Source organism: Planococcus koreensis (genome assembly GCF_004761975.1).
GTDB lineage: Bacteria > Bacillota > Bacilli > Bacillales_A > Planococcaceae > Planococcus > Planococcus koreensis.
Map to the genome: position 1 here is coordinate 21,157 of NZ_RQII01000047.1, position 18,450 is coordinate 39,606.

At 44.0% G+C, this 18,450-nt stretch carries 22 protein-coding genes; 16 read left to right on the plus strand and 6 right to left on the minus strand.

Annotated elements, in window-relative coordinates; all coding sequences use genetic code 11:
• Window positions 1-29: 29 nt before the first annotated feature.
• From EGV91_RS10955 to EGV91_RS10980, 6 genes are all read left to right on the plus strand, one after another.
• Window positions 30-458, plus strand: coding sequence for a protein-tyrosine phosphatase family protein (locus tag EGV91_RS10955; RefSeq protein ID WP_135503664.1), 429 nt, complete (start codon window positions 30-32; stop codon window positions 456-458).
• 21 nt (window positions 459-479) lie between these two features.
• Window positions 480-761, plus strand: a complete 282-nt coding sequence (locus EGV91_RS10960) for a HesB/IscA family protein (protein ID WP_135503666.1) — start codon at window positions 480-482, stop codon at window positions 759-761.
• Between the two features lie 502 nt (window positions 762-1,263).
• Window positions 1,264-1,710, plus strand: coding sequence for a MarR family winged helix-turn-helix transcriptional regulator (locus EGV91_RS10965; protein ID WP_135503668.1), 447 nt, complete (start codon window positions 1,264-1,266; stop codon window positions 1,708-1,710).
• A 61-nt stretch (window positions 1,711-1,771) separates the two neighbouring features.
• Complete coding sequence (locus tag EGV91_RS10970) at window positions 1,772-3,112, plus strand: NAD(P)-binding domain-containing protein (protein WP_135503670.1); 1,341 nt, start codon at window positions 1,772-1,774, stop codon at window positions 3,110-3,112.
• A 12-nt stretch (window positions 3,113-3,124) separates the two neighbouring features.
• On the plus strand, window positions 3,125-3,319 hold the full coding sequence (locus tag EGV91_RS10975) for a hypothetical protein (RefSeq protein ID WP_135503672.1): 195 nt from the start codon (window positions 3,125-3,127) through the stop codon (window positions 3,317-3,319).
• Between the two features lie 111 nt (window positions 3,320-3,430).
• The gene (locus EGV91_RS10980) at window positions 3,431-3,820 is read left to right on the plus strand and encodes a DUF4181 domain-containing protein (RefSeq protein ID WP_158290605.1); all 390 of its coding nucleotides are present in this window, start codon (window positions 3,431-3,433) and stop codon (window positions 3,818-3,820) included.
• Window positions 3,821-3,838: 18 nt separating this feature from the next.
• Here the strand turns inward: EGV91_RS10980 and EGV91_RS10985 are convergent, their stop codons facing one another.
• Window positions 3,839-5,023 (minus strand): MFS transporter, encoded by a 1,185-nt coding sequence (locus tag EGV91_RS10985; protein ID WP_135503676.1) that lies wholly within the window; start codon window positions 5,021-5,023, stop codon window positions 3,839-3,841.
• A gap of 121 nt (window positions 5,024-5,144) precedes the next feature.
• On the opposite strand from EGV91_RS10985, the gene EGV91_RS10990 reads away from it, so the two are divergent.
• The 3 genes from EGV91_RS10990 to EGV91_RS11000 all read left to right on the plus strand — a co-directional run bounded on the left by EGV91_RS10990 (window position 5,145) and on the right by EGV91_RS11000 (window position 7,087).
• Entirely contained in the window at window positions 5,145-5,969 is an 825-nt protein-coding gene (locus EGV91_RS10990) for an MBL fold metallo-hydrolase (RefSeq protein ID WP_135503678.1), read from the plus strand.
• A 148-nt stretch (window positions 5,970-6,117) separates the two neighbouring features.
• Window positions 6,118-6,474, plus strand: coding sequence for a hypothetical protein (locus tag EGV91_RS10995; protein ID WP_135503679.1), 357 nt, complete (start codon window positions 6,118-6,120; stop codon window positions 6,472-6,474).
• Between the two features lie 19 nt (window positions 6,475-6,493).
• Window positions 6,494-7,087: a class I SAM-dependent methyltransferase gene (locus EGV91_RS11000; protein ID WP_135503681.1), complete on the plus strand. Its 594-nt coding sequence runs from the start codon at window positions 6,494-6,496 to the stop codon at window positions 7,085-7,087.
• A 90-nt stretch (window positions 7,088-7,177) separates the two neighbouring features.
• Here the strand turns inward: EGV91_RS11000 and EGV91_RS11005 are convergent, their stop codons facing one another.
• On the minus strand, window positions 7,178-8,404 hold the full coding sequence (locus tag EGV91_RS11005) for an MFS transporter (protein ID WP_135503683.1): 1,227 nt from the start codon (window positions 8,402-8,404) through the stop codon (window positions 7,178-7,180).
• A 254-nt stretch (window positions 8,405-8,658) separates the two neighbouring features.
• Between EGV91_RS11005 and EGV91_RS11010 the strand changes: the two genes are divergently transcribed.
• The 3 genes from EGV91_RS11010 to EGV91_RS11020 are packed head-to-tail and all read left to right on the plus strand — an operon-like array spanning window position 8,659 to window position 10,652.
• Window positions 8,659-8,952, plus strand: a complete 294-nt coding sequence (locus EGV91_RS11010) for a hypothetical protein (RefSeq protein ID WP_135503685.1) — start codon at window positions 8,659-8,661, stop codon at window positions 8,950-8,952.
• 14 nt (window positions 8,953-8,966) lie between these two features.
• Window positions 8,967-9,500, plus strand: coding sequence for a hypothetical protein (locus EGV91_RS11015; protein ID WP_135503687.1), 534 nt, complete (start codon window positions 8,967-8,969; stop codon window positions 9,498-9,500).
• Window positions 9,501-9,557: 57 nt separating this feature from the next.
• Window positions 9,558-10,652 (plus strand): GGDEF domain-containing protein, encoded by a 1,095-nt coding sequence (locus EGV91_RS11020; RefSeq protein WP_135503689.1) that lies wholly within the window; start codon window positions 9,558-9,560, stop codon window positions 10,650-10,652.
• Between the two features lie 539 nt (window positions 10,653-11,191).
• Here EGV91_RS11020 and EGV91_RS11025 read toward each other — a convergent pair.
• Complete coding sequence (locus EGV91_RS11025; RefSeq protein WP_135503691.1) at window positions 11,192-12,580, minus strand: aminotransferase-like domain-containing protein; 1,389 nt, start codon at window positions 12,578-12,580, stop codon at window positions 11,192-11,194.
• A gap of 117 nt (window positions 12,581-12,697) precedes the next feature.
• On the opposite strand from EGV91_RS11025, the gene EGV91_RS11030 reads away from it, so the two are divergent.
• The 3 genes from EGV91_RS11030 to EGV91_RS11040 all read left to right on the plus strand — a co-directional run bounded on the left by EGV91_RS11030 (window position 12,698) and on the right by EGV91_RS11040 (window position 15,537).
• Window positions 12,698-13,117 carry a GNAT family N-acetyltransferase gene (locus tag EGV91_RS11030; RefSeq protein ID WP_135503693.1) on the plus strand — a complete coding sequence of 140 codons (420 nt, stop codon included), beginning with the start codon at window positions 12,698-12,700 and terminating at the stop codon, window positions 13,115-13,117.
• A gap of 416 nt (window positions 13,118-13,533) precedes the next feature.
• Window positions 13,534-14,802 carry an MDR family MFS transporter gene (locus tag EGV91_RS11035; protein ID WP_175580302.1) on the plus strand — a complete coding sequence of 423 codons (1,269 nt, stop codon included), beginning with the start codon at window positions 13,534-13,536 and terminating at the stop codon, window positions 14,800-14,802.
• 336 nt (window positions 14,803-15,138) lie between these two features.
• Window positions 15,139-15,537: a winged helix-turn-helix transcriptional regulator gene (locus tag EGV91_RS11040; protein WP_135503695.1), complete on the plus strand. Its 399-nt coding sequence runs from the start codon at window positions 15,139-15,141 to the stop codon at window positions 15,535-15,537.
• 23 nt (window positions 15,538-15,560) lie between these two features.
• Here EGV91_RS11040 and EGV91_RS11045 read toward each other — a convergent pair whose 3' ends face one another.
• Both EGV91_RS11045 and EGV91_RS11050 read right to left on the minus strand, forming a co-directional pair.
• On the minus strand, window positions 15,561-16,634 hold the full coding sequence (locus tag EGV91_RS11045; protein WP_135503697.1) for an SDR family oxidoreductase: 1,074 nt from the start codon (window positions 16,632-16,634) through the stop codon (window positions 15,561-15,563).
• A 115-nt stretch (window positions 16,635-16,749) separates the two neighbouring features.
• Window positions 16,750-17,148, minus strand: a complete 399-nt coding sequence (locus EGV91_RS11050) for a winged helix-turn-helix transcriptional regulator (RefSeq protein WP_135503698.1) — start codon at window positions 17,146-17,148, stop codon at window positions 16,750-16,752.
• A 125-nt stretch (window positions 17,149-17,273) separates the two neighbouring features.
• On the opposite strand from EGV91_RS11050, the gene EGV91_RS11055 reads away from it, so the two are divergent.
• Window positions 17,274-17,930 carry a nitroreductase family protein gene (locus EGV91_RS11055; protein ID WP_135503700.1) on the plus strand — a complete coding sequence of 219 codons (657 nt, stop codon included), beginning with the start codon at window positions 17,274-17,276 and terminating at the stop codon, window positions 17,928-17,930.
• 76 nt (window positions 17,931-18,006) lie between these two features.
• Here EGV91_RS11055 and EGV91_RS11060 read toward each other — a convergent pair whose 3' ends face one another.
• Window positions 18,007-18,450 (minus strand): Lrp/AsnC family transcriptional regulator, encoded by a 444-nt coding sequence (locus EGV91_RS11060; RefSeq protein ID WP_135503702.1) that lies wholly within the window; start codon window positions 18,448-18,450, stop codon window positions 18,007-18,009.

Below are 18,450 nucleotides of genomic sequence, written 5' to 3' on the forward strand. Positions count from 1 at the left end.
AACTTGAGAATCGAAAGGCGGAATGGACAATGGAAAAAGCGTATCAGGAATTGGTTAAAGACAAAATTTATGTTGGCGGAGCGGCAGATGCACAAGCAGCGGCTGATAACGAAAAAGTGGACGTTGTCATCGATTTGCGCGCGGAAGCAACGGAAGAAGATACGGATTACAACCGCATCGCCTGTCCGATCATTGAAGACTCAGAAGAGCATCAAGACGAGTCTATCAAAAAAGCGATCGACCAAGTTAAAAAAGCCTATGACAGCGGCCAAAAAGTATTTTTCCATTGCGGCGGCGGAAGCAACCGCGCAGGTACGGTAGCAGTCGGCACCTTGCTAGCCCTCGGAAAAGCAGATACTATTGAACAAGCTGAGAAAGACGCAACGGCGATCCGTTCAAAAATCAACGTAAGACCAGAATTCAAAGAATCCTTGAAACGGATTTTCCCAGAAGCATAAACGTGTAAGGAGAGATGGACGATGATCATTACTGACGAAGCAAAAAAATACATCGAGACAGTCCTTGAAGACAATAAAGCCGAAGGGATTCGCATGTACGCCGTTGAAGGCGGCTGCTGCGGTCCGTCAATCGGCTTATCACTGGACGCTCCGGAAACAGACGACCAAGTTTCCGAAATCAACGGCATCAAAATCGCTATTGCCCCACAAGCCCTATCAGCGACTGAAGACATGACATTGGATTTTGAAACAACAGGCGAACAGTCTGGCCTGACCATGGTCGGTGCTCCCGGCTGCTGTTAAAAATAACAGAAGAATAAGGATTGGTCAGTTGCCGCTTAGTTGCCGCAACTGGCCAATTTTTTGGTTGATAATTAAATTTAGATGGTACTCTCTTCGATCTCTATAATAGTTGAATAAAAGAAGAGATTCTTTGGACTCCGCTCAAATCGCTTTGAGAATGGCATAGAGGATTTCTTTGTCTCTGCCTCTGTCTCTACAACGCTGTGTTAACTTCGAGACATGAAAAACCGTTGCAACACTGCTCTAGCTTTAGGACATGAAACCCCGATACATTTTACGCTAGATAAGTACTTGATAAAATCAGCTATCTTGTAGATTCGGAGAAAAACTGCCGAGACGCCTGCGGGAAAGCGAGAAAGCGGAGACCCTGCAGGAGCGCAGCGACGAAGCGGCTCAGCGCTCGCCCGCGGCAAGCGAGGCAGTTTTTCGGAGTATAGAAAGTCATTTAAATATACTTGCAAAATGCAAATAATAAATGTAGAATAAACCTGAGGTGAACGACATGGAAACGAAAAGAGAATTGTTTCAGACGATGGTTAAGCGTTTTGGGCTATTGAACCGCAATTGCTGCGAAGTTGGAAGCTTAGACATTACCATGGTCCAAAGCCAGATCCTTTACGAAATCAGCAAGCGCAGCAATGCGCCGATGCAGGAAGTGGCTGATGCGCTGGGTACGGATATTTCAACATTCAGCCGCCAGATCCAGAACATGATCAAATTGGATTTGATAAAGAAATCCCCTTCTGAAGCCGATAAGCGCATTTACCTATTGTCGCTGACCGAACAAGGAAACAAAGTGGCACAAGAAATCCAAAGAGAGATGGAAGCCCATCTGGATGAAATATTTTCACATATGAACGAATTTGAAAAAGAGACGGTCTTGCGTTCGATGGCGCTGCTGAATGGGGCAATGGCTAAATCAAGTGTCTGCTGCAAACCGATTTTTTAAGCTGAAATTTTACTTGCAAAAATCAAGTTTTAACGGTTCGTAAATAAAAGGAGGAAAAAACATGTCCAGTCAAAAAAATTGCTGTAACCCTGCTGTTTTAAAAACTCCCATCCATTTCACGTTGCCGAAAAAAGACAATCAATCACTGCCTGTAGCGATCATCGGGGGAGGTCCTGTAGGGTTAGCAGCAGCCGCACATCTGGTGAAAGCGGGTGAATCGTTCATTCTGCTCGAAGCAGGTCCATCGATAGCGCATCATGTTTTGCAATGGTGGCACGTTCGATTGTTTTCGCCTTGGCGCTATAATATAGACAAAGCGGCAAAGGAATTGCTTGAGAAGAGCGGATGGTCCGCGCCGCAAGATGACGAACTTCCCACCGGAAAAGAACTGGCAGACAACTATTTGATTCCCTTATCTAAAGTGACTGAAATCGCTCCATCCATCTGGACCGATGCGAAAGTGGTCGGCATCAGCAGAAAAGGGCAAGACAAAATGAAGACGGCGAACCGGGAAACGCTGCCGTTCCTCCTTTACATTGAAAATGCACAAGGGCAGCCGCGCCGGATCGAAGCAAAAGCTGTAATCGATGCAAGCGGCACTTGGGGCCAGCCCAATCCGCTCAATGCTTCCGGTGTATGGACCCGCCAGGAAAAAGCGCTTGACGAACGAATTTATTACGGCATCGCCGATGTTACAGGACCGAATCGACAACATTACGCTGGGAAGCACATTGCGGTTGCGGGAGGGGGCCATTCGGCGATCAACACGATTTTGGAGCTGGCGGAACTTGAGGATGTGAAAATCAGTTGGATTTTGCGCAAGGCCAATGTCCAGCAAGCTTACGGCGGAGAAGAGAAAGACGCATTGGAAGCGCGCGGCGAGCTTGGTTCGCGCATCCATGAGCTGGTGGATTCCGGCCGTGTCAATGTTTACACGCCTTTCCATGTTCAGCACATCGAAGAAATGGGAGATGCCATTTCGCTTGAAGGTGAGATGAAAGGGCAGCCGTTTGTTCTCAACGGAATTGATGCTGTCATCGTCAATGCGGGAAGCCGGCCGGACCTTTCGATGCTTAACGAAATCCGCACAAGCATTGACCCGGCGACTGAAAGCGTCGAAGCGCTCGCGCCGCTGATCGATCCGAATCTCCACAGCTGCGGAACGGTCCGCCCTCATGGTGAAAAGGAATTGCGGCAGCCGGAGAAAGATTTTTATATTGTGGGGATGAAGAGCTATGGCCGTGCGCCAACGTTCTTGATGGCGACCGGATACGAACAGGTGCGGTCAATCGTTGCGTATTTGACTGGCGACTTCGCGTCCGCTGCAAACCTTGAACTGGAATTGCCGGAAACCGGGGTCTGCAGCACAAATCTCAACAGCGCCTCTGCAACGTGCTGTTAAAGGAGAATTCAAATGACCGTCAACCACGGAGGGAATCTCCATGAGGCATATTTTATCTCTTATTTGAAACTCGTCATGGCTTCAAGAGAGTGCGGCACCGCATGCGCGGAAAATTTCGCCTTTGAAACATTCTTCAGCGGGGACGCTTCTAAATTCGGACCGACCACCTTTGAACGCTTCCAACGAGCCGCAGCTTCTTTAAAATAACGCATACGCAAAGCACCCAGTGAAATCTTCACTGGGTGCTTTTTTGGGAGGAAATTGAGTGCGTGAAGAGAATGTATATAGATGGAAGCGATTTTAGGAGGGAGGAATAAGGTGAATCCCATTACAATTGTCGCGATTGCGATGGTCTTTGCATTGTACGTCTTGGTCAGCCAATTCTTTTTAAAGAAAAAGTTGAAAGTGAAACCGGTCACCGTCAGCATATTTCATCAAGACAGGAAGGGGCTATTTATCGCAATCGATGTTGCTTTGCTGCTGATGTTTATCGTCGGGATGATGTTCTTGTTCGTAGAAAACGATATAGGAGATTTTCCGCGCTTTGCAGCGGCGATTCCGGTATTCGCATTGTTTTTCTTGCAAGGCGTGAACCACGCAATCGAGCAATGGCTGCTGAACCGCCAGAAAAAAGCGTATTGGCATGAAATCCTCAATGCTGTTTTGATGCTCTTGCTGTTCGCCGTAATTTGGGCAGGCGAAACCTAAAGTCTGCCCAAAACTCAGTCAGCCTGATACAGGAAAGCGCTTTTTCAGGTAAAGAGACGAGGTAAACACCAGACCAGCCAACAGCAGGGAAACAATCAATGCGGCGATTTCTCCCCAACGGTCGATGGCCACGGTGTAGGCAAGCGGGGAAGCGGCTGACACAAGAAAACTCGGCACCAGCAGCTTGCCGACGAATGAGCCATAAGTTTTGTGGTCGAACAGCATCAGAGGCAGCGTACCGCGCGTAATCGTCATCAAACCATTCCCGGCGCCGAATAAAAACGCGAAGATGAACGCACTAAAAACAAATTCAGCGCTTGCGAGTCCGAACAAGAAACAAATCGGCAAGATGGCTGAGGCAATAACCGTCAGCGCCAGCGGGTGGATCCGGCTGCCAAACAACACTTCACAGACCCGCGCCAACGATTGGCCGATGCCCCGCAGCGTCGATGCCCAAACCGAAATAGCTGCAGCAACGCCGAGACCGGACAATATATTGATCATGTGGGTCGACATGCCTGAATTCAAAAAGTTCAGCACCATGAAGATGAACGCATAGACTGCACCGGCAGCCACCCTTTCTTTGCCATCGGCGGCCAAAGGTTTCATGGGTGGCAGCTTGTTGTCTCCTTCGCTTTGGTTTTCGGAAAACTTGCTGTCCGGTATCGCCAAATGGAGCGGGATGGTCAATAGCGCAAATAAGGCATAGACGTAGAGCGCAGCGCGCCAGCCGATGGATTCCGCAAGAAAAAAGCCGATCGGCCAAAAGACGGTGGAAGCAAGGCCGCCTAGAAGCGTAATTTGGGAGATGGGGCGTTTTGCGCCGGCTCCGGCAATTCGTGCGAGCGAGGCAAATGCTGCGTCGTAAAGAGATAGCCGCATTGCAAGGCCCAGCACTATCCAAGACAAATAATAGCTGGTGAGCGAATGGGAAAGAGCGATGCCGAGACAGCCAATTGCCAGCAGCAAAGAACCCGCAGACATCACGTATCGGCCGCCGTACAAATCGATAAGCCGTCCGGTCCAAGGGGAAGTGAGGCCCATGACGGCAAGCGCCGCTGAAAATCCGCCATAGACTTGTGTGCCGCTCCATCCCATATCCGCTCCAATCCATGCGCCGAATGCGGCAATGAGGTAATAGGATACGCCCCAACAAACCAGCTGCGACAGTCCGAGAAACCATATCGTTTTACGCGTGATCATGCCCTCACCCCCGAGTAATCGCTATAAGGATAGTATAGGATTCCAAAGCGTTGATTTACATAGCTTGTGTAAAATTTTATTGAAAACAGTTTAGAAGATTACAAAGAAAAGGATGATGGACTTGAATAATTACATTTGCGCAACGTGTGGCGTGCAATACGCCGCATCCCAACTAGCACCCCTTCATTGCCGGATCTGCAACGAAGACCGCCAATACGTTAACCCGGCAGGCCAAAAATGGCTGACATTGGAGGACATGCTGGAGCAGGGGAATTACGTGAACGTGATCCACCCGCAAGAAACAGGCCTCCACAGCATCCACACGACACCTGATTTTGCGATTGGGCAAACAGCGTATCTGGTTGAAGGAAAAGCATCCAATGTATTGTGGGATTGTGTCACTTACCTGGATCCGGCAACAATTGGGGAAATCAAAGATTTCGGGGGAATAAACGCCATTGCGTTGTCCCATCCGCATTATTATTCAACTCAAGTCGAGTGGGCCGAAGCATTTGATGCCAAAATCTATATCCATGAAGACGATAAGCAATGGATCACACGCCCAAGCGAGCAAATCGAGTTCTGGACCGGCGAATCCGTTGTGCTGGACAGCGATATCACGCTTCACCGTATCGGCGGACATTTTAAAGGAGCGGCAGTGCTGGAATGGCATGGCGGCAATCACCGCCAAGGAGTGCTGCTGACGGGCGACATTGTGCGGGTTGCCGCGGACCGTGATTGGCTGACGTTCATGTACAGCTACCCGAATTTTATCCCATTGCCGGCGTCCACTGTTTCGCGCATGGCAAACCAGCTGCAGGAAATGAAGTTCGACCGCATATACGATGCGTTCCACCGCATCATAGAAGCTGGAGCGGCAGAAAAAGCCCAGAAATCGGCAAAGCGTTATGTCGCGGCATTGAACGGGGAATTGTTCGAAACTTAATCATCCGCAAGGGACAGTCTCACTGATTTCAAAGGCACAAGGCTTTATGCAGGATTTGGGCTGGGAAATAGCGTATCTTAGAGGTAACAAGCGCTTTGCAGCCTAAGCTACATAGTGGAATTTAACAAAGAAACAGGGGAGATTGTCAATGGACATGCCAAAGGAATCTGAACTGGTTGCGCTTTTTGAAGCGCAGCCAAAACGCAGCGATGAGCTGGCGGAATTTTACTACGACACCTCGACATTCACTGCCGAAAATGAAAGGCAGTCCATCATGGTCGTCGTGTCTCCGTTTTACAATGAATTCACATTGATTGTCACTGAAAAAGAAGACCAAGAAGCCGTTTCTACCATAAAATTGCGATCGGTCGAAAAAATGGAAATCGTGGAAGATATGCCTGCATCATTGCGGATTGTCCATGCGATTTCGGAAAGCTATTACAACACGATTGAAATCACATTGAAACCGAAGTTTAAAATGGCATTGCACGAACATTACCAGTGAACCGGAAAGGCGGTCGGATATGGGAAATCTATCTCCGAAACTTTACGATATTGCGATGAAACCATTTGAACGGAGCCGTTTTTACCAGATCCGCAAATCCATTGCGGGCAATGCACGAGGAACGGTGCTTGAAATCGGCTCTGGCACCGGCATCAACTTTCCGTTTTACCGGCAAGCGGATTCGGTCGCTGCAATCGAGCCGGACGAAGCGATGCGGAAGCGGTCCCTGCAGCGAGCAGCGGAAGCTAAAGTGCCAATCCGGACATACGCGGCCAAAGCTGAAGCATTACCGTTTGGGGATGATGTATTTGACTCAGTCGTAGCGACATTGGTATTCTGCACGATTCCCGAACCGGAAAAAGCATTGCGTGAAATCCGGCGCTGTGCCAAAAATGGAGCGAAACTATACTTTTTCGAACACGTCCGAATGAATCAAAAGCCTATAGGCTTCCTGCAAGATGCCATGACACCATTGTGGCAGAAAGTGGCTGGCGGCTGCCATCTCAATCGAGACACTTTAGCGCTGATTCGTAAATCCGGATTAAACGTCCTCGAAGTGAAGCCGATGTACGACGGGCTGTTTTTAGCGATCACATGCATTAATGAAAAATAAAAAGCATTTCGGCATCTACAGCTAAAATGGATGTACATAGAAAGGCCGGGCAAAGGGAATTACCCTTTTGTCCGGCCTTTTTCGATTTTTCTATTTCTTGTCAGCCGGCAAGGTTTCTGACAAGCGGAAAGCTGCTATCAATCCTGCACTAAACGGCAAAATGGCAACCAAGCCGATTGCCCATTCGATGTTAATGACATCCGTTAAGATCCCGGCGAACAAAGCGCCGAATGCATAGCCGCTGTCGCGCCAGAACCGGTAAACGCCCATCGAAGAGGCGCGCCATTCCGGTGTCGCCACATCGCTGACAGCCGCTTGCAGCGTCGGATAGACCATCGCGGTTCCGAGACCCAATAACACAGCTCCGGCAATCCACAAGGAATATGTGGAAGCGGCCAAGATCAGCCAAAGTGAAAGCGCCTGCAGCCACATGCCGCCGACGATGAACCATTTGCGCCCGAAACGGTCGCTGAGTGCACCGGTGAACAATTGGAAAAATCCCCAAGACGCCGGATAGATGGCGACAATAAGACCGATTTCGGGCACACTAAGGCCGGAAGCGGCGAAGAAAATGGGGAATAGCCCCCACGCCATACCATCTTTCAAATTCGTGCTGAGACCCGCAAACGTGACACTGGCCAAGTTTTTGTTCTTGAACGTCGTTTCCATAAACACTTCACCAGCAGTCATTTTAGGTGCTGCAGGCGATTTAGCGGATTGCAGCTTCACGAATTCTTTTGTGTCCTTCACAAGCAAAGACAAGATGAAACCGATCACGACAATCCCGATGCCCAGATAAAAAGGCTCCGGACGGGGAGAATAGCTGGATGCGATAAAACCGGAAACGACAGCCATCGCTGCAACGCCTGTATACCCCGCAAACTCGTTCAGTCCGACAGCCAAGCCGCGCTGTGACGGCTTGGAGATATCAATTTTCATATTGACGGTCATTGACCAGGCAAGCCCTCGGTTGATGCCAAGGAAAATATTCGCCACCACAATCATCCACCAAGATGATGCAAAAATGACCAATAGCGGAACGAGCAGTCCGAAACTCCAACCAAGCAAGAGCACTTTCTTGCGGCCGAGCCGGTCTGCAATCGCGCCTGCAAAATAATTGATGATGGCTTTGGAGAAACCGAAACTGATGATAAATGACAATGCTGCACTTGTTGAAGCCAAACCGAATTCTTCTTCACCGATGATCGGCAAAATGGTCCGCTCCAGCCCCACCATGGAGCCGACAAAGAAATTGGTTACGACGAGCAAGGCGAAATTGACGAAGTTTTCTTTGATGCCAAACTGAATTTTTTTCATTGCTCCTCCTTGAAACGCCATCCCGCAGCATTTTCTGTACCAAATTATTATTACTATAAACTATCTTGTAGCATTCAAATCAATAATTCTTATGCCTGGGAATGATTTTAACGCAGTGATTTTTCCAATACCTCTATCTGTTAAATAAAACATACTATATAATTAATCGATATGCAGTTAAAATTTACTAATATTAGCCATTCTTGTATGTCATAAGTGGTTTAAACAGACTTTTGGAAAAGAGGGGATTTGCTATGCTTTCAACTATCATCTCTTTCCTATTGGAATTAGCTATATCGGGAACCGGCAGCTTTGCCGGATTGGATTCTAAAAAAATAGACCGACATATAGAAGAGCTTAATGGACAAAAATGGTTCAACTGCTTCTATACAGATGAAAAATACCGCAGCCTTTTCTTTGGCAACGTCCATGTAAGGAAGAAACTCCAGAACCGCATGTACGTTAAGCGCTTGCTGGTATCTGAAAAAGCGCAGAAGTCGTTTGAACATTACCTGCAAAAGCAGATCAATAAACGCAAGCTGAAATGATAAGGAGTGCCTACATGCTTAACAAAATCTTGGCTCTTTTTTTTAAGGACGACACCGAAGAAGACGGCAATGAAGTTCAAGAAAAACTGGATACCCCAGTAAGAAATAGAGTAGAAGAACGGAAAGCCGCAAGTAAAATCCGCAATATTGGCTTGCTGAATGATCATCTCAAAGACTTTCATTTTGGAGGCTTCCAATCGATCACAAACTTTGAATTGCAATTCACCATCGATTTCGGCGAACCGCATTCCCTTTTAGCCATCAACTTTCTTTACGAGGAAGAAGAGCGGGAATTCGATGTGCTGCTGCACTTCCTTAATCCCCTAAGCCTGGATCTTTCAGGGATTGGCAGAACGTTTGATATCTCCATATACATGATGGATTTAACCGAATTCGGATGGGAAGACACGCGATTTGAAGTGGGGGATTACGAAGACAACTCACTGCATTTCTACTGCGCAGCGATTGAACTTGCATCGGTCAGTGAAAGGCCGAGCGCTGGACAAGCTATCAAAGCAATACATAAAAATACCCCTCTATTAACCTAATTGTGAACCAATCAAGACCGCAACTTGAACAAGACTTACTGCATGGGAGTTGTATTGATGACTGCTTTACTTTTTTTCTTTCTTGAAAACATGGCGCTGATTATCGCGCTCATGTATCTGGGCTTAAAAACGAAAGAGACTTTATTCCTCGACTGGACAAATCCTGTCAGGCAGCGATGGGCCATCTCCATCTTTATCGGCTTTCTGACATTTTCAATTATGTATAACCCGTTCATGTATGAAGGGATGCGCTTAGATCTGAGAGAAGTTCCGCTATTCTTCATTTCATACGTAGGCGGTTGGCAAGCGGGCTTGTTGTCAGCGGTGCTTCCCGCATTCTACCGCGGATTGATGGGTGGGCCGACCGTAGTGATCGGCATCATCCAGTCGATCTTGCTGCCGGTTTTGATCGGCGGCCTTTTCCATGACAGAAAACCGGCTAACCAATTTTTTGTCATCTTGAACATCAAAAGAATGATGGGCGCCTTTGTTGTTTTTGAAGCGATTAAATCGATTTGGATGTACCTCGCGACCCCGGCAAATACTATTGTCACGTTAGGCATGGTATTTTTCGCGGCGATTGCCGTGTTGGCAATGGGGTTGATCCTCAACGGTGAAAACCGCAATCTTGTCTTGCGGAAAGAATTGGAATTCTACTCCAATCAAGACCCCATGACACATTTACCGAACATCCGCTATTTCAAAAACCATGTGGGCAAGTTAGTCGATAATGGGACACCGATGGCGATCGTCATGCTGGATGTCGATTATTTCAAAGTCTATAACGATACGCACGGACACCAAAAAGGCGACGCTGTGCTGCGTTCCATTGCGCAAATCCTCAAAGATTCGACGCGCAAAGACGACTTTGTCGCACGCTACGGCGGAGAAGAATTCATCGTATGCCTGAACAATCCAATCAATACCCAAGAAGCTGCATTGTTGGCGGAAAGAATCAGACAAAATGTCGAAGCTTATCAATTTGAAGGTGAAGCCAAACAGCCTGAAGGGACATTGACTGTCTCCATGGGCATGAGCTGTCCTATGGATCTGAAAAGCCTCGAAGACATGATCGAAGAAGCTGATCAAGCATTGTACCAATCCAAACGCCAAGGCCGTAACCGCGTTACCGTATTTAACGCAAGCGCATGATCATATCAAAGAAACACTCTGGCGCATTTTGCCAGAGTGTTTTTAAATGGAGTCATTTTGGGCTAAGTGAATGTGTTCGTAAAAGTATGGGGGATTGGTGAACGTTCGTAAAGTGTTTTGGCACGTTTATGAACGTTCTTTTGCCTCTTTTTTGGCCGTTTTCAGGGCGTTCGGAAATGTGTACTTTTACGAACGCTTAAATTTAAACTGAATCGAGTGATTTTATATTGCTGTAAGAATATGTATTTTTAGAAATGAAAGTTCTTAGATTTATATGTGTATTAAAAAGACTATCAAAAATCTAAAAAACCAGTAACCTTAATTTCAGGCTATTGGTTCTTTAGATTCTGTATAAAATAAAGTTATAATTACTATTATTTTATCTCTGATAGGGATATAACTACCGGTAGTTATTTATTGGTTCATTAAAATTTAATCAATAAGGTACTGTTCAGTTCAAAACGTTCAGGTTAACTAGTGTGGACTCACTTATTATATTCTTATTTCTAAATATTCGCCTCAATATAATGAGCTACAAATTATAAAAATAAATGATTAGGTTTTTCAACCAATCTTACTTCTTGATTCTTTAGCAAATTGATATATTTTGCAATCGTCTTTATACCAAAAACTATTTGTGCTTCATCTACTTGTGAAATGCAGAGTCTGATCAAATTCTCTTTCTGAAATTCTGGCAAATACATTCGAGTTGCATCATCGACAAAGACATTTTCTTGCTGCAATGCAACCACTAATCGATTGGCTTGCACTTCTTTTGGCAAATAAATGCATAAATAGAAGCCCGTATCAGGCTTAGTGTAATTATAGCTTTGTGGCGAAAGATATAATTCACATGCAAGCTGCACCTTTTCCATTTTTGTGCTATATAATTTTCTAATTCTTTCTATGTGACCGTTAAACATGCCATTTTTCAGATAAAGTTCTAGCGCACCTTGAGAGATCGTTGCACTAAACAAATCACTGCTAAACTTATGACGAAGAAAGTTGTTTATTAACAATTCAGGTAACACGGTTACTCCGATTCTCAAACCAGGAAGCATAATTTTTGAGAAGCTTTTTATGTATATCACTCTTCCAGTTGGTTCATAGGTAAATATAGGGTCGGATTTGAAATTCGTATCTAGGTCGCCTAATATATCATCTTCCACAATATATACGTCGTACTTTATAGCTAATTCAACTATTTTCCTTTTTTCTTCATTAGAGTAACTATGGCCAAGGGGATTTTGAAATCTCGGTACTACGTAAAAAAATTTAATATCGTTATGACGGAATATGTATTCTAGTCGTTCCAAATTTATACCTTTCATAGTGAGCTCAATACCAAATGCTTTTACATTATGTAATCGAATGGATTCTACGATACCAAAGTAAGTAGGTTGTTCGATTAAAATATTCGATTTTCCATTAGGGAAAGGAAGAGGTACAAGTAAATGGATTGCTTGTTGCGATCCCGATAAGACAAATAATCTTTCTGGCGTAGTAAATACTTGCCTGTCTTGCAAGTGTTTTACAAGTTGCTTTCGTAATGAAAGAAAGCCTTGTTGGTGGGAATAAGAAAAAAGTTCTCCCTTATATAAATCTATTGCTTGATTTACGCAATGCTGAAAATCTTCATAAGGCATCGCTTCTTTATCTGGTCCTGCAGAATGAAAATCAACTCGTTGAGTAGTGGGGATATCTTGTGACGGAGTAACATCATTTACCACAAAAAATCCACTCTTTGGAATGGAATAGATGTAATGTTGTTTTTCTAATTCGTTATAAGCTTTAATTATTGTATTTTTACTGCAAGCGTATTTCTCTGATAAGTACCTAATTGAAGGAATTTTGGTTCCGGCTCTTAGTGTACCGTTCGTAATTTCCTCTTTTATCTCGTTCATTATTTGGCTGTACTTAGTATCCATTATTGCGAACCCTCCAGTTCTGTACCTATACAGATTACAAAAAAAGAAATTTATAAAAAGTAAAAATCCTTTATACTTTCACTATATCATGATTGTTCATAAACAGGAGGGTTATTAATGGAGTGGTACAGAGAAGGATATACGGTAAGTGATAACAAACTTAAAATGGATACAGATGTAATTTTTCAACTTTTATCAACTTGTTATTGGGCACAAGATCGCTCAAAAGAAATCATCGTAAAAAGTATGGATAATGCTATTTGTTTTGCTGTTTTTGAAGGAAAGCAACAGATTGGTTTTGCAAGAGTGATAACAGACAATATTACATTTTCGTGGATCTGTGATGTTATTATTAATCCAGATTATCGAGGTGAAGGAATAGGCACATGGTTGTTGCAATGCATAATGGAGCACCCTGATAATCAGGTACGGACACTTGGTCTGTCTACAAAAGATTCTCACCATCTTTACAGAAAATTTGGTTTTTCTGATGTAGAAACTATGCGGTGTAGGATAGATAATCCGGCTAGTTGGTGAGGAAAAACCTTAGTAATGCTGAGAAGTATCATGAATCTTTATTAAACTTCATTGTTCGAACAGTCAAAAGGCAATACTGCAATTCTAGTATCCAACTTTGGACAGTATATGTGACTCCAAGTTATCGGGCAAACAACGAATAGTATATTATATTGGACCTAACCAGTCAGAAGATACGTATAGAAATAAGGAAGAGAAGAGTCTGTAAGCAGAACCTCTTTTCTCCTTTTTTGTGCGGTAAACTGTATCTTTATTCTTCCAACTATGGTTTGTTCGTACCCTAAAAGAAGGTGCGAATAAATAAATCTTAATTACAGAAGTTTAGCTGAATCAAATATGTTCAATATCTTGAACTAATTAAACAGAAATTTGAATGCAATAGGGTACAACAGATTAGAGAGAATGAGGAAAAGACGATGAAAATCAAAGACTGGAACAGAAGTTTGAAAGTGCGCCTGGTAGGCGAGTTCTTTATGAATACAAGCTATTGGATGGTTTTTCCTTTCCTGGCCATCTATTTTGCCGAAGAATTCGGAAAAGGAATGGCGGGGTTGCTGCTTGTCATTTCGCAGGTATTTTCCGTAGCAGCCAATTTGGTGGGAGGCTATTTGGCCGACCGATATGGTAGAAGGCGTATGCTGATCATTGCCTCAATAGGACAGGGGTTTGCATTCCTCTTGTTTGCACTGGCTAATTCTCCGTGGTTTCAATCCCCAGAACTTGGATTTTTCGCCTTTACACTGGCGGGGATGGGCAGTTCACTGTATAAACCGGCGAGTCAAGCGATGATTGCAGACGTGGTTCCGGAAGAATACAGAAGCGATGTTTTTGCTATTTTCTATACGAACCTGAATATTGCTGTAGTAGTGGGTCCGCTGATTGGAGCAGTTCTATTCTTCTCCTTCCGTTTTGAATTATTGCTGGTCGTAGCGGTAATTTCCTTATTGCTTAGTTTGGTTCTTCGTCTGTTTACAGACGAAACGTTATCTCAAAAAATGGTCGATAAATGGGCTACTGCCGAAGCAACAGGCTGGGTGGGAGCAGTTTTAAAGCAATTTAAGGAATACGGCATCATTTTTAAAGACCGTGTCTTTTTATTGTTTATAATTGCTGGTGTTTTAGGTTCACTAGCATTATTGCAGATTAATTTATTATTTCCAATCTATCTTAAGGAAACAATCGACAGCCAAACTATTGCTGCATTTTTTGGCAATGTATGGGAAGTGACAGGTGAAACTTCATACGGCCTTTTGCTGGCTGAGAATGGCTTGTTGGTTGCCTTGTTTACCGTGTTTGTTGCACGCTGGATGAAAAGATATCCGGAGAAATGGGTGTTCTTTACTTCGTCCATGTTGTACGGAGTAATTATGCTGCTGTTTCCTTTAACTTCTTTTTTCTGGGTATTTGTCGCAGCAATGGGCATCTTTACTTTAGCGGAAATAATGGTTGTCGGCATACAACAAAGTTTCATTTCTAAGTTGGCACCGGAAGATATGCGCGGGCAGTATTTTGCTGCAGCTAGTATCCGTTATACAATTGGACGGATGATTGCGCCAGTGGCAATTCCAATGACTGCCTGGTTCGGATTTTCTTGGACCTTCACAATCCTTGGAATCTTGGTAATGCTGAGTGGCATTGTATACCTAGTCATGTTTCGGTTATTTGAAAAACAGTCGAGAACTTAAGGGTTGTTAGTTACAGATACCTTACTATTTTTCATTTGCTTTCAGTATCGAATCCATAACTTCATAAAGGACATGAATCACATAGAAAAATAAGAGATTAGAAAATAAAATATGATTAGTTTACATATCCGGAATTATCAGAAGCTGTGTGAATTGAAAGGGCGAGAAGCTAATGAACGAACACATCTTTTCTCCCCTTTGTCTGTAAAAATGTATTTTTACGAACGCTTTAAAAATAAATACAAAAGAATATATTAGAACTTTCCAAGTATCAGAAATATTATTTTGATTTATGCTAAAATTTGAGCAATAGATAAGCTTGAAAGGCGGTTGAGAATGAATAAAAAAGAGGCAAATACGACAAAGGTCTATAACACTTCGGTAGAAGCCACGTTGGAAGTGATCGGTGGCAAGTGGAAGCCGGTTATCTTATTTTATTTAACCTTTGGCAAGAAGAGGAACAATGAATTCAAGCGAATGCTGCCTCAGATAACGCAAAAAGTATTAACAGAACAATTGAGGGAATTAGAGGAGGCAGGAGTCATCTTGCGGATTGCCTACAATCAAGTGCCGCCAAAAGTTGAGTATGAACTAACCGACTATGGGTGGACACTTAAGGAAATTCTGCATTTAATGTGCCGTTGGGGTGACGACCATATTTCAAAGACTTATGGAGAAAATGCAAAAGTGCTTGATTATCCCCTGATCGAAGAAAAGAGAAGAGCTGAGTATTGATTCAGCATCTTCTCTTTAAATGATTAGTAGGGAAGAATCTTCCGTTCTTTAAAATCATCAAAAATTGTATAAAACATTTTCTCGGTATCTACGTATTCATGAAAACCCAGTCTGCGAGCTTTGGAGCTGTCCGCAAAGAAATCATAGTCCCACGCGAATACAAAGTCACCAAATTTCCAAGAAGACACATCAGAGTAGGGAAGCTCTTCCAATCCATGCTTCTTCACCATAGCGTTCCAAAGCTCCTCTTTATCGCTCATGACGACATCAAGCGACATAGGCAATGGCGGCGCTGTTCCCAAGCCGAAATAGTCAGCGATTTTCGGCCAAAGCTCTTCCCATCGGAACAAATCCCCGTTGGTAATATTGAAGGCTTGATTTTCGCATTGCTCACTAGTTGCTGCCCAAACAGTCGCTTTTGCCAGTAGACCGGCATCCGTCATTTCAAGAAGGCTGGAATAAGCACCGGGTTTCCCAGGGAAGCGCAAAGGAAGACCTAATTCTTTGGAAATAGACGCATAGATTCCAATCACCATTGCCAAGTTCATAGGATTTCCTAATGCAAAACCGCAAACGACCGAAGGACGGAGTGCAGACCAGGTCCAGGTTTTGCCTTTCTGGTGTTGCTCCAAAAAGTCCTGCTGATCAATGTTGAATTCCGGCGGCATATGATTCGCATCCGTTTCCCGGGCAGGTGTCTTGAAGGGGCCAAGGTGCGCACCGTACACCTTATATCCTTGCATCAGGGAGACATGTGTTAATTGTGGAGCGATGCTTTCCATGGCTTCTACCACATTCACCAGCATAGACAAGTTCGGTTCAACAAGCTCCGCCCAAGTCGGTCGATCCTGGAAAGCGGCATAGAATATATGGGTCACTTCCGTATAGTCCTGCAGCTTGTCACGTGTATTGGCTGCATCCAGTAGATCAACCGCTACATAGCGAACCTTTTCTGTATTTTCTCCCCCCCTTCGTGAAATGCCGATAACGTCCCAGTCCTCAAGCGTGACTAGATGATTAATCAAGTTGCTTCCAATCACTCCATTTGCGCCGACAACTAACGCAACTTTCCGGTTTTCTATAGGTTGATTGTTCAAAGTGCTTCAACTCCTCTAGGATTCTGTGTGCATTCCTAGTCTGCATCCGGAAATGACATTTGAGAAGTACGCACTTTGAAGTACCTAAGTCACTTTGAGGTAATACAACACTCGGTTACTCCATGCTATTTGGAATAATACTTGCCAATTGAATGCTTTCTTTCTCCTTATGATGACTACAGATTTTTCCATTCAACTCTAATCCTCTAGTAACGGCATACGTGTTTCCCCAATCACACATCACATTCAGCACAGGGATAAAAGATTCTCCTAATTCAGTTAAACGATACTCAACGCGTGGCGGGACTTCCCTAAACACTTCTCTCTGTACAATTCCGTCCTTTTCCAATTGCTTTAATTGTTCCGTTAATACTTTTTGTGTAATGGTCGGTATGGATAGATAAAATTCTTTTGTTCTCATCTTTTTCTGGCTAAGAAGAAACAGAATTAAGCATTTCCACTTTCCGCCCAAAGTATTCATGAAAATATTAATTCCAGTGTTTTGACTGCTCACTTTATACTCCTCCTCGATAGGCACTAAAAGGTGGCTATACCACATTAAAGTGCGTTATTTTTTCTTTTGTTAAAGACACTTATACTTTCATAGGTAAGAGTAAATGAAGAACTGGAGTGAAAAAGATGAGTGTAAAAGAAACACTGCTGAAAAGACGATCTGTCCGGCACTACGATGTGAACTACAAAGTGAGTATCGAAACGTTATCTGCTTTGATTGAATCCGCTGCGAAGTCCCCTAATGGAAATAATATTCAAGCGACGCGTTATTTAGTCATCGATGATTTCGATTTGCGGAAACAGGTGCTGCCCGTAGCTTTCAACCAGCAACAAGTAACAGAAGCTTCTGCCTTAGTTCTTATCTTGGGTGATTACCAGGCATTTGAAAAAGAAAATATCGTTCTGATACATGAGCAAGGATATCAGGCAGGCTACTTTACCGAACAGCTGAGGGATCAATTGGTAGGCGCTGCCATCAATTACTATGCCAATAAATCGCTGGAAGAATTGAAACTTGAACTGGTACGTGACGCCAGTTTAGCTGCGATGTCTTTTATTCTATTGGCAAATGAAGTAGGTCTTGAAACCATTACCATGTCCGGCTACGAGTCAGACCGTTTAAAGAAAGTATTAGAGATTCCTGACCGATTCCTGGATATCATGCTGATTGCCGTTGGAAAAGGCATTAAATCAGGTCATCAAACAGTTCGACATGAAGTGAATGAGATCATTTATTTAAATACTATTGAATATAAGCTGAAAGCTGGAGAGATGTCGCTTTAAGAATAATTTCTAACTCCATGTATACAGAGAAGAGCGAAGACCAATTCAAGCGAATTGTCTTGGCTCTTTTTCTATTCTATTCTCCATTCGAGAGATAAGGGATGATCGGCCGGTTCTCCATAGGTGTAGACAAGACCACCAATGTTGTCGAATCTCCAAAACGGCCTAAATCATTGATTTTTACCTCCAGCACTTCCAATGTCTCCGCCACCACTTTGACTAAAAAGTTATATTGGCCGCTGATACGGTGGATTTCCAGGACATCTTCGACAGTTTCACAATAGGATACAAAGTCCTCGCAATGGCGGGCTTGGAACAACAGGAAAGCAGAAACCGACTTGTTCACTTTTTTTCGGTCAATGAGCGCTTGGTAGCCAGTGATTACTCCCTTTTCCTCTAACTTTTTCACGCGCTCTGTTACAGCTGGCTGCGACAGGGAAATTTGCTTTCCCAACTTCGTCATAGAAGATTTACTGTCCTGCTGAAGGGCAAGCAAGAGTTGTTGGTCAATTTTATCCAT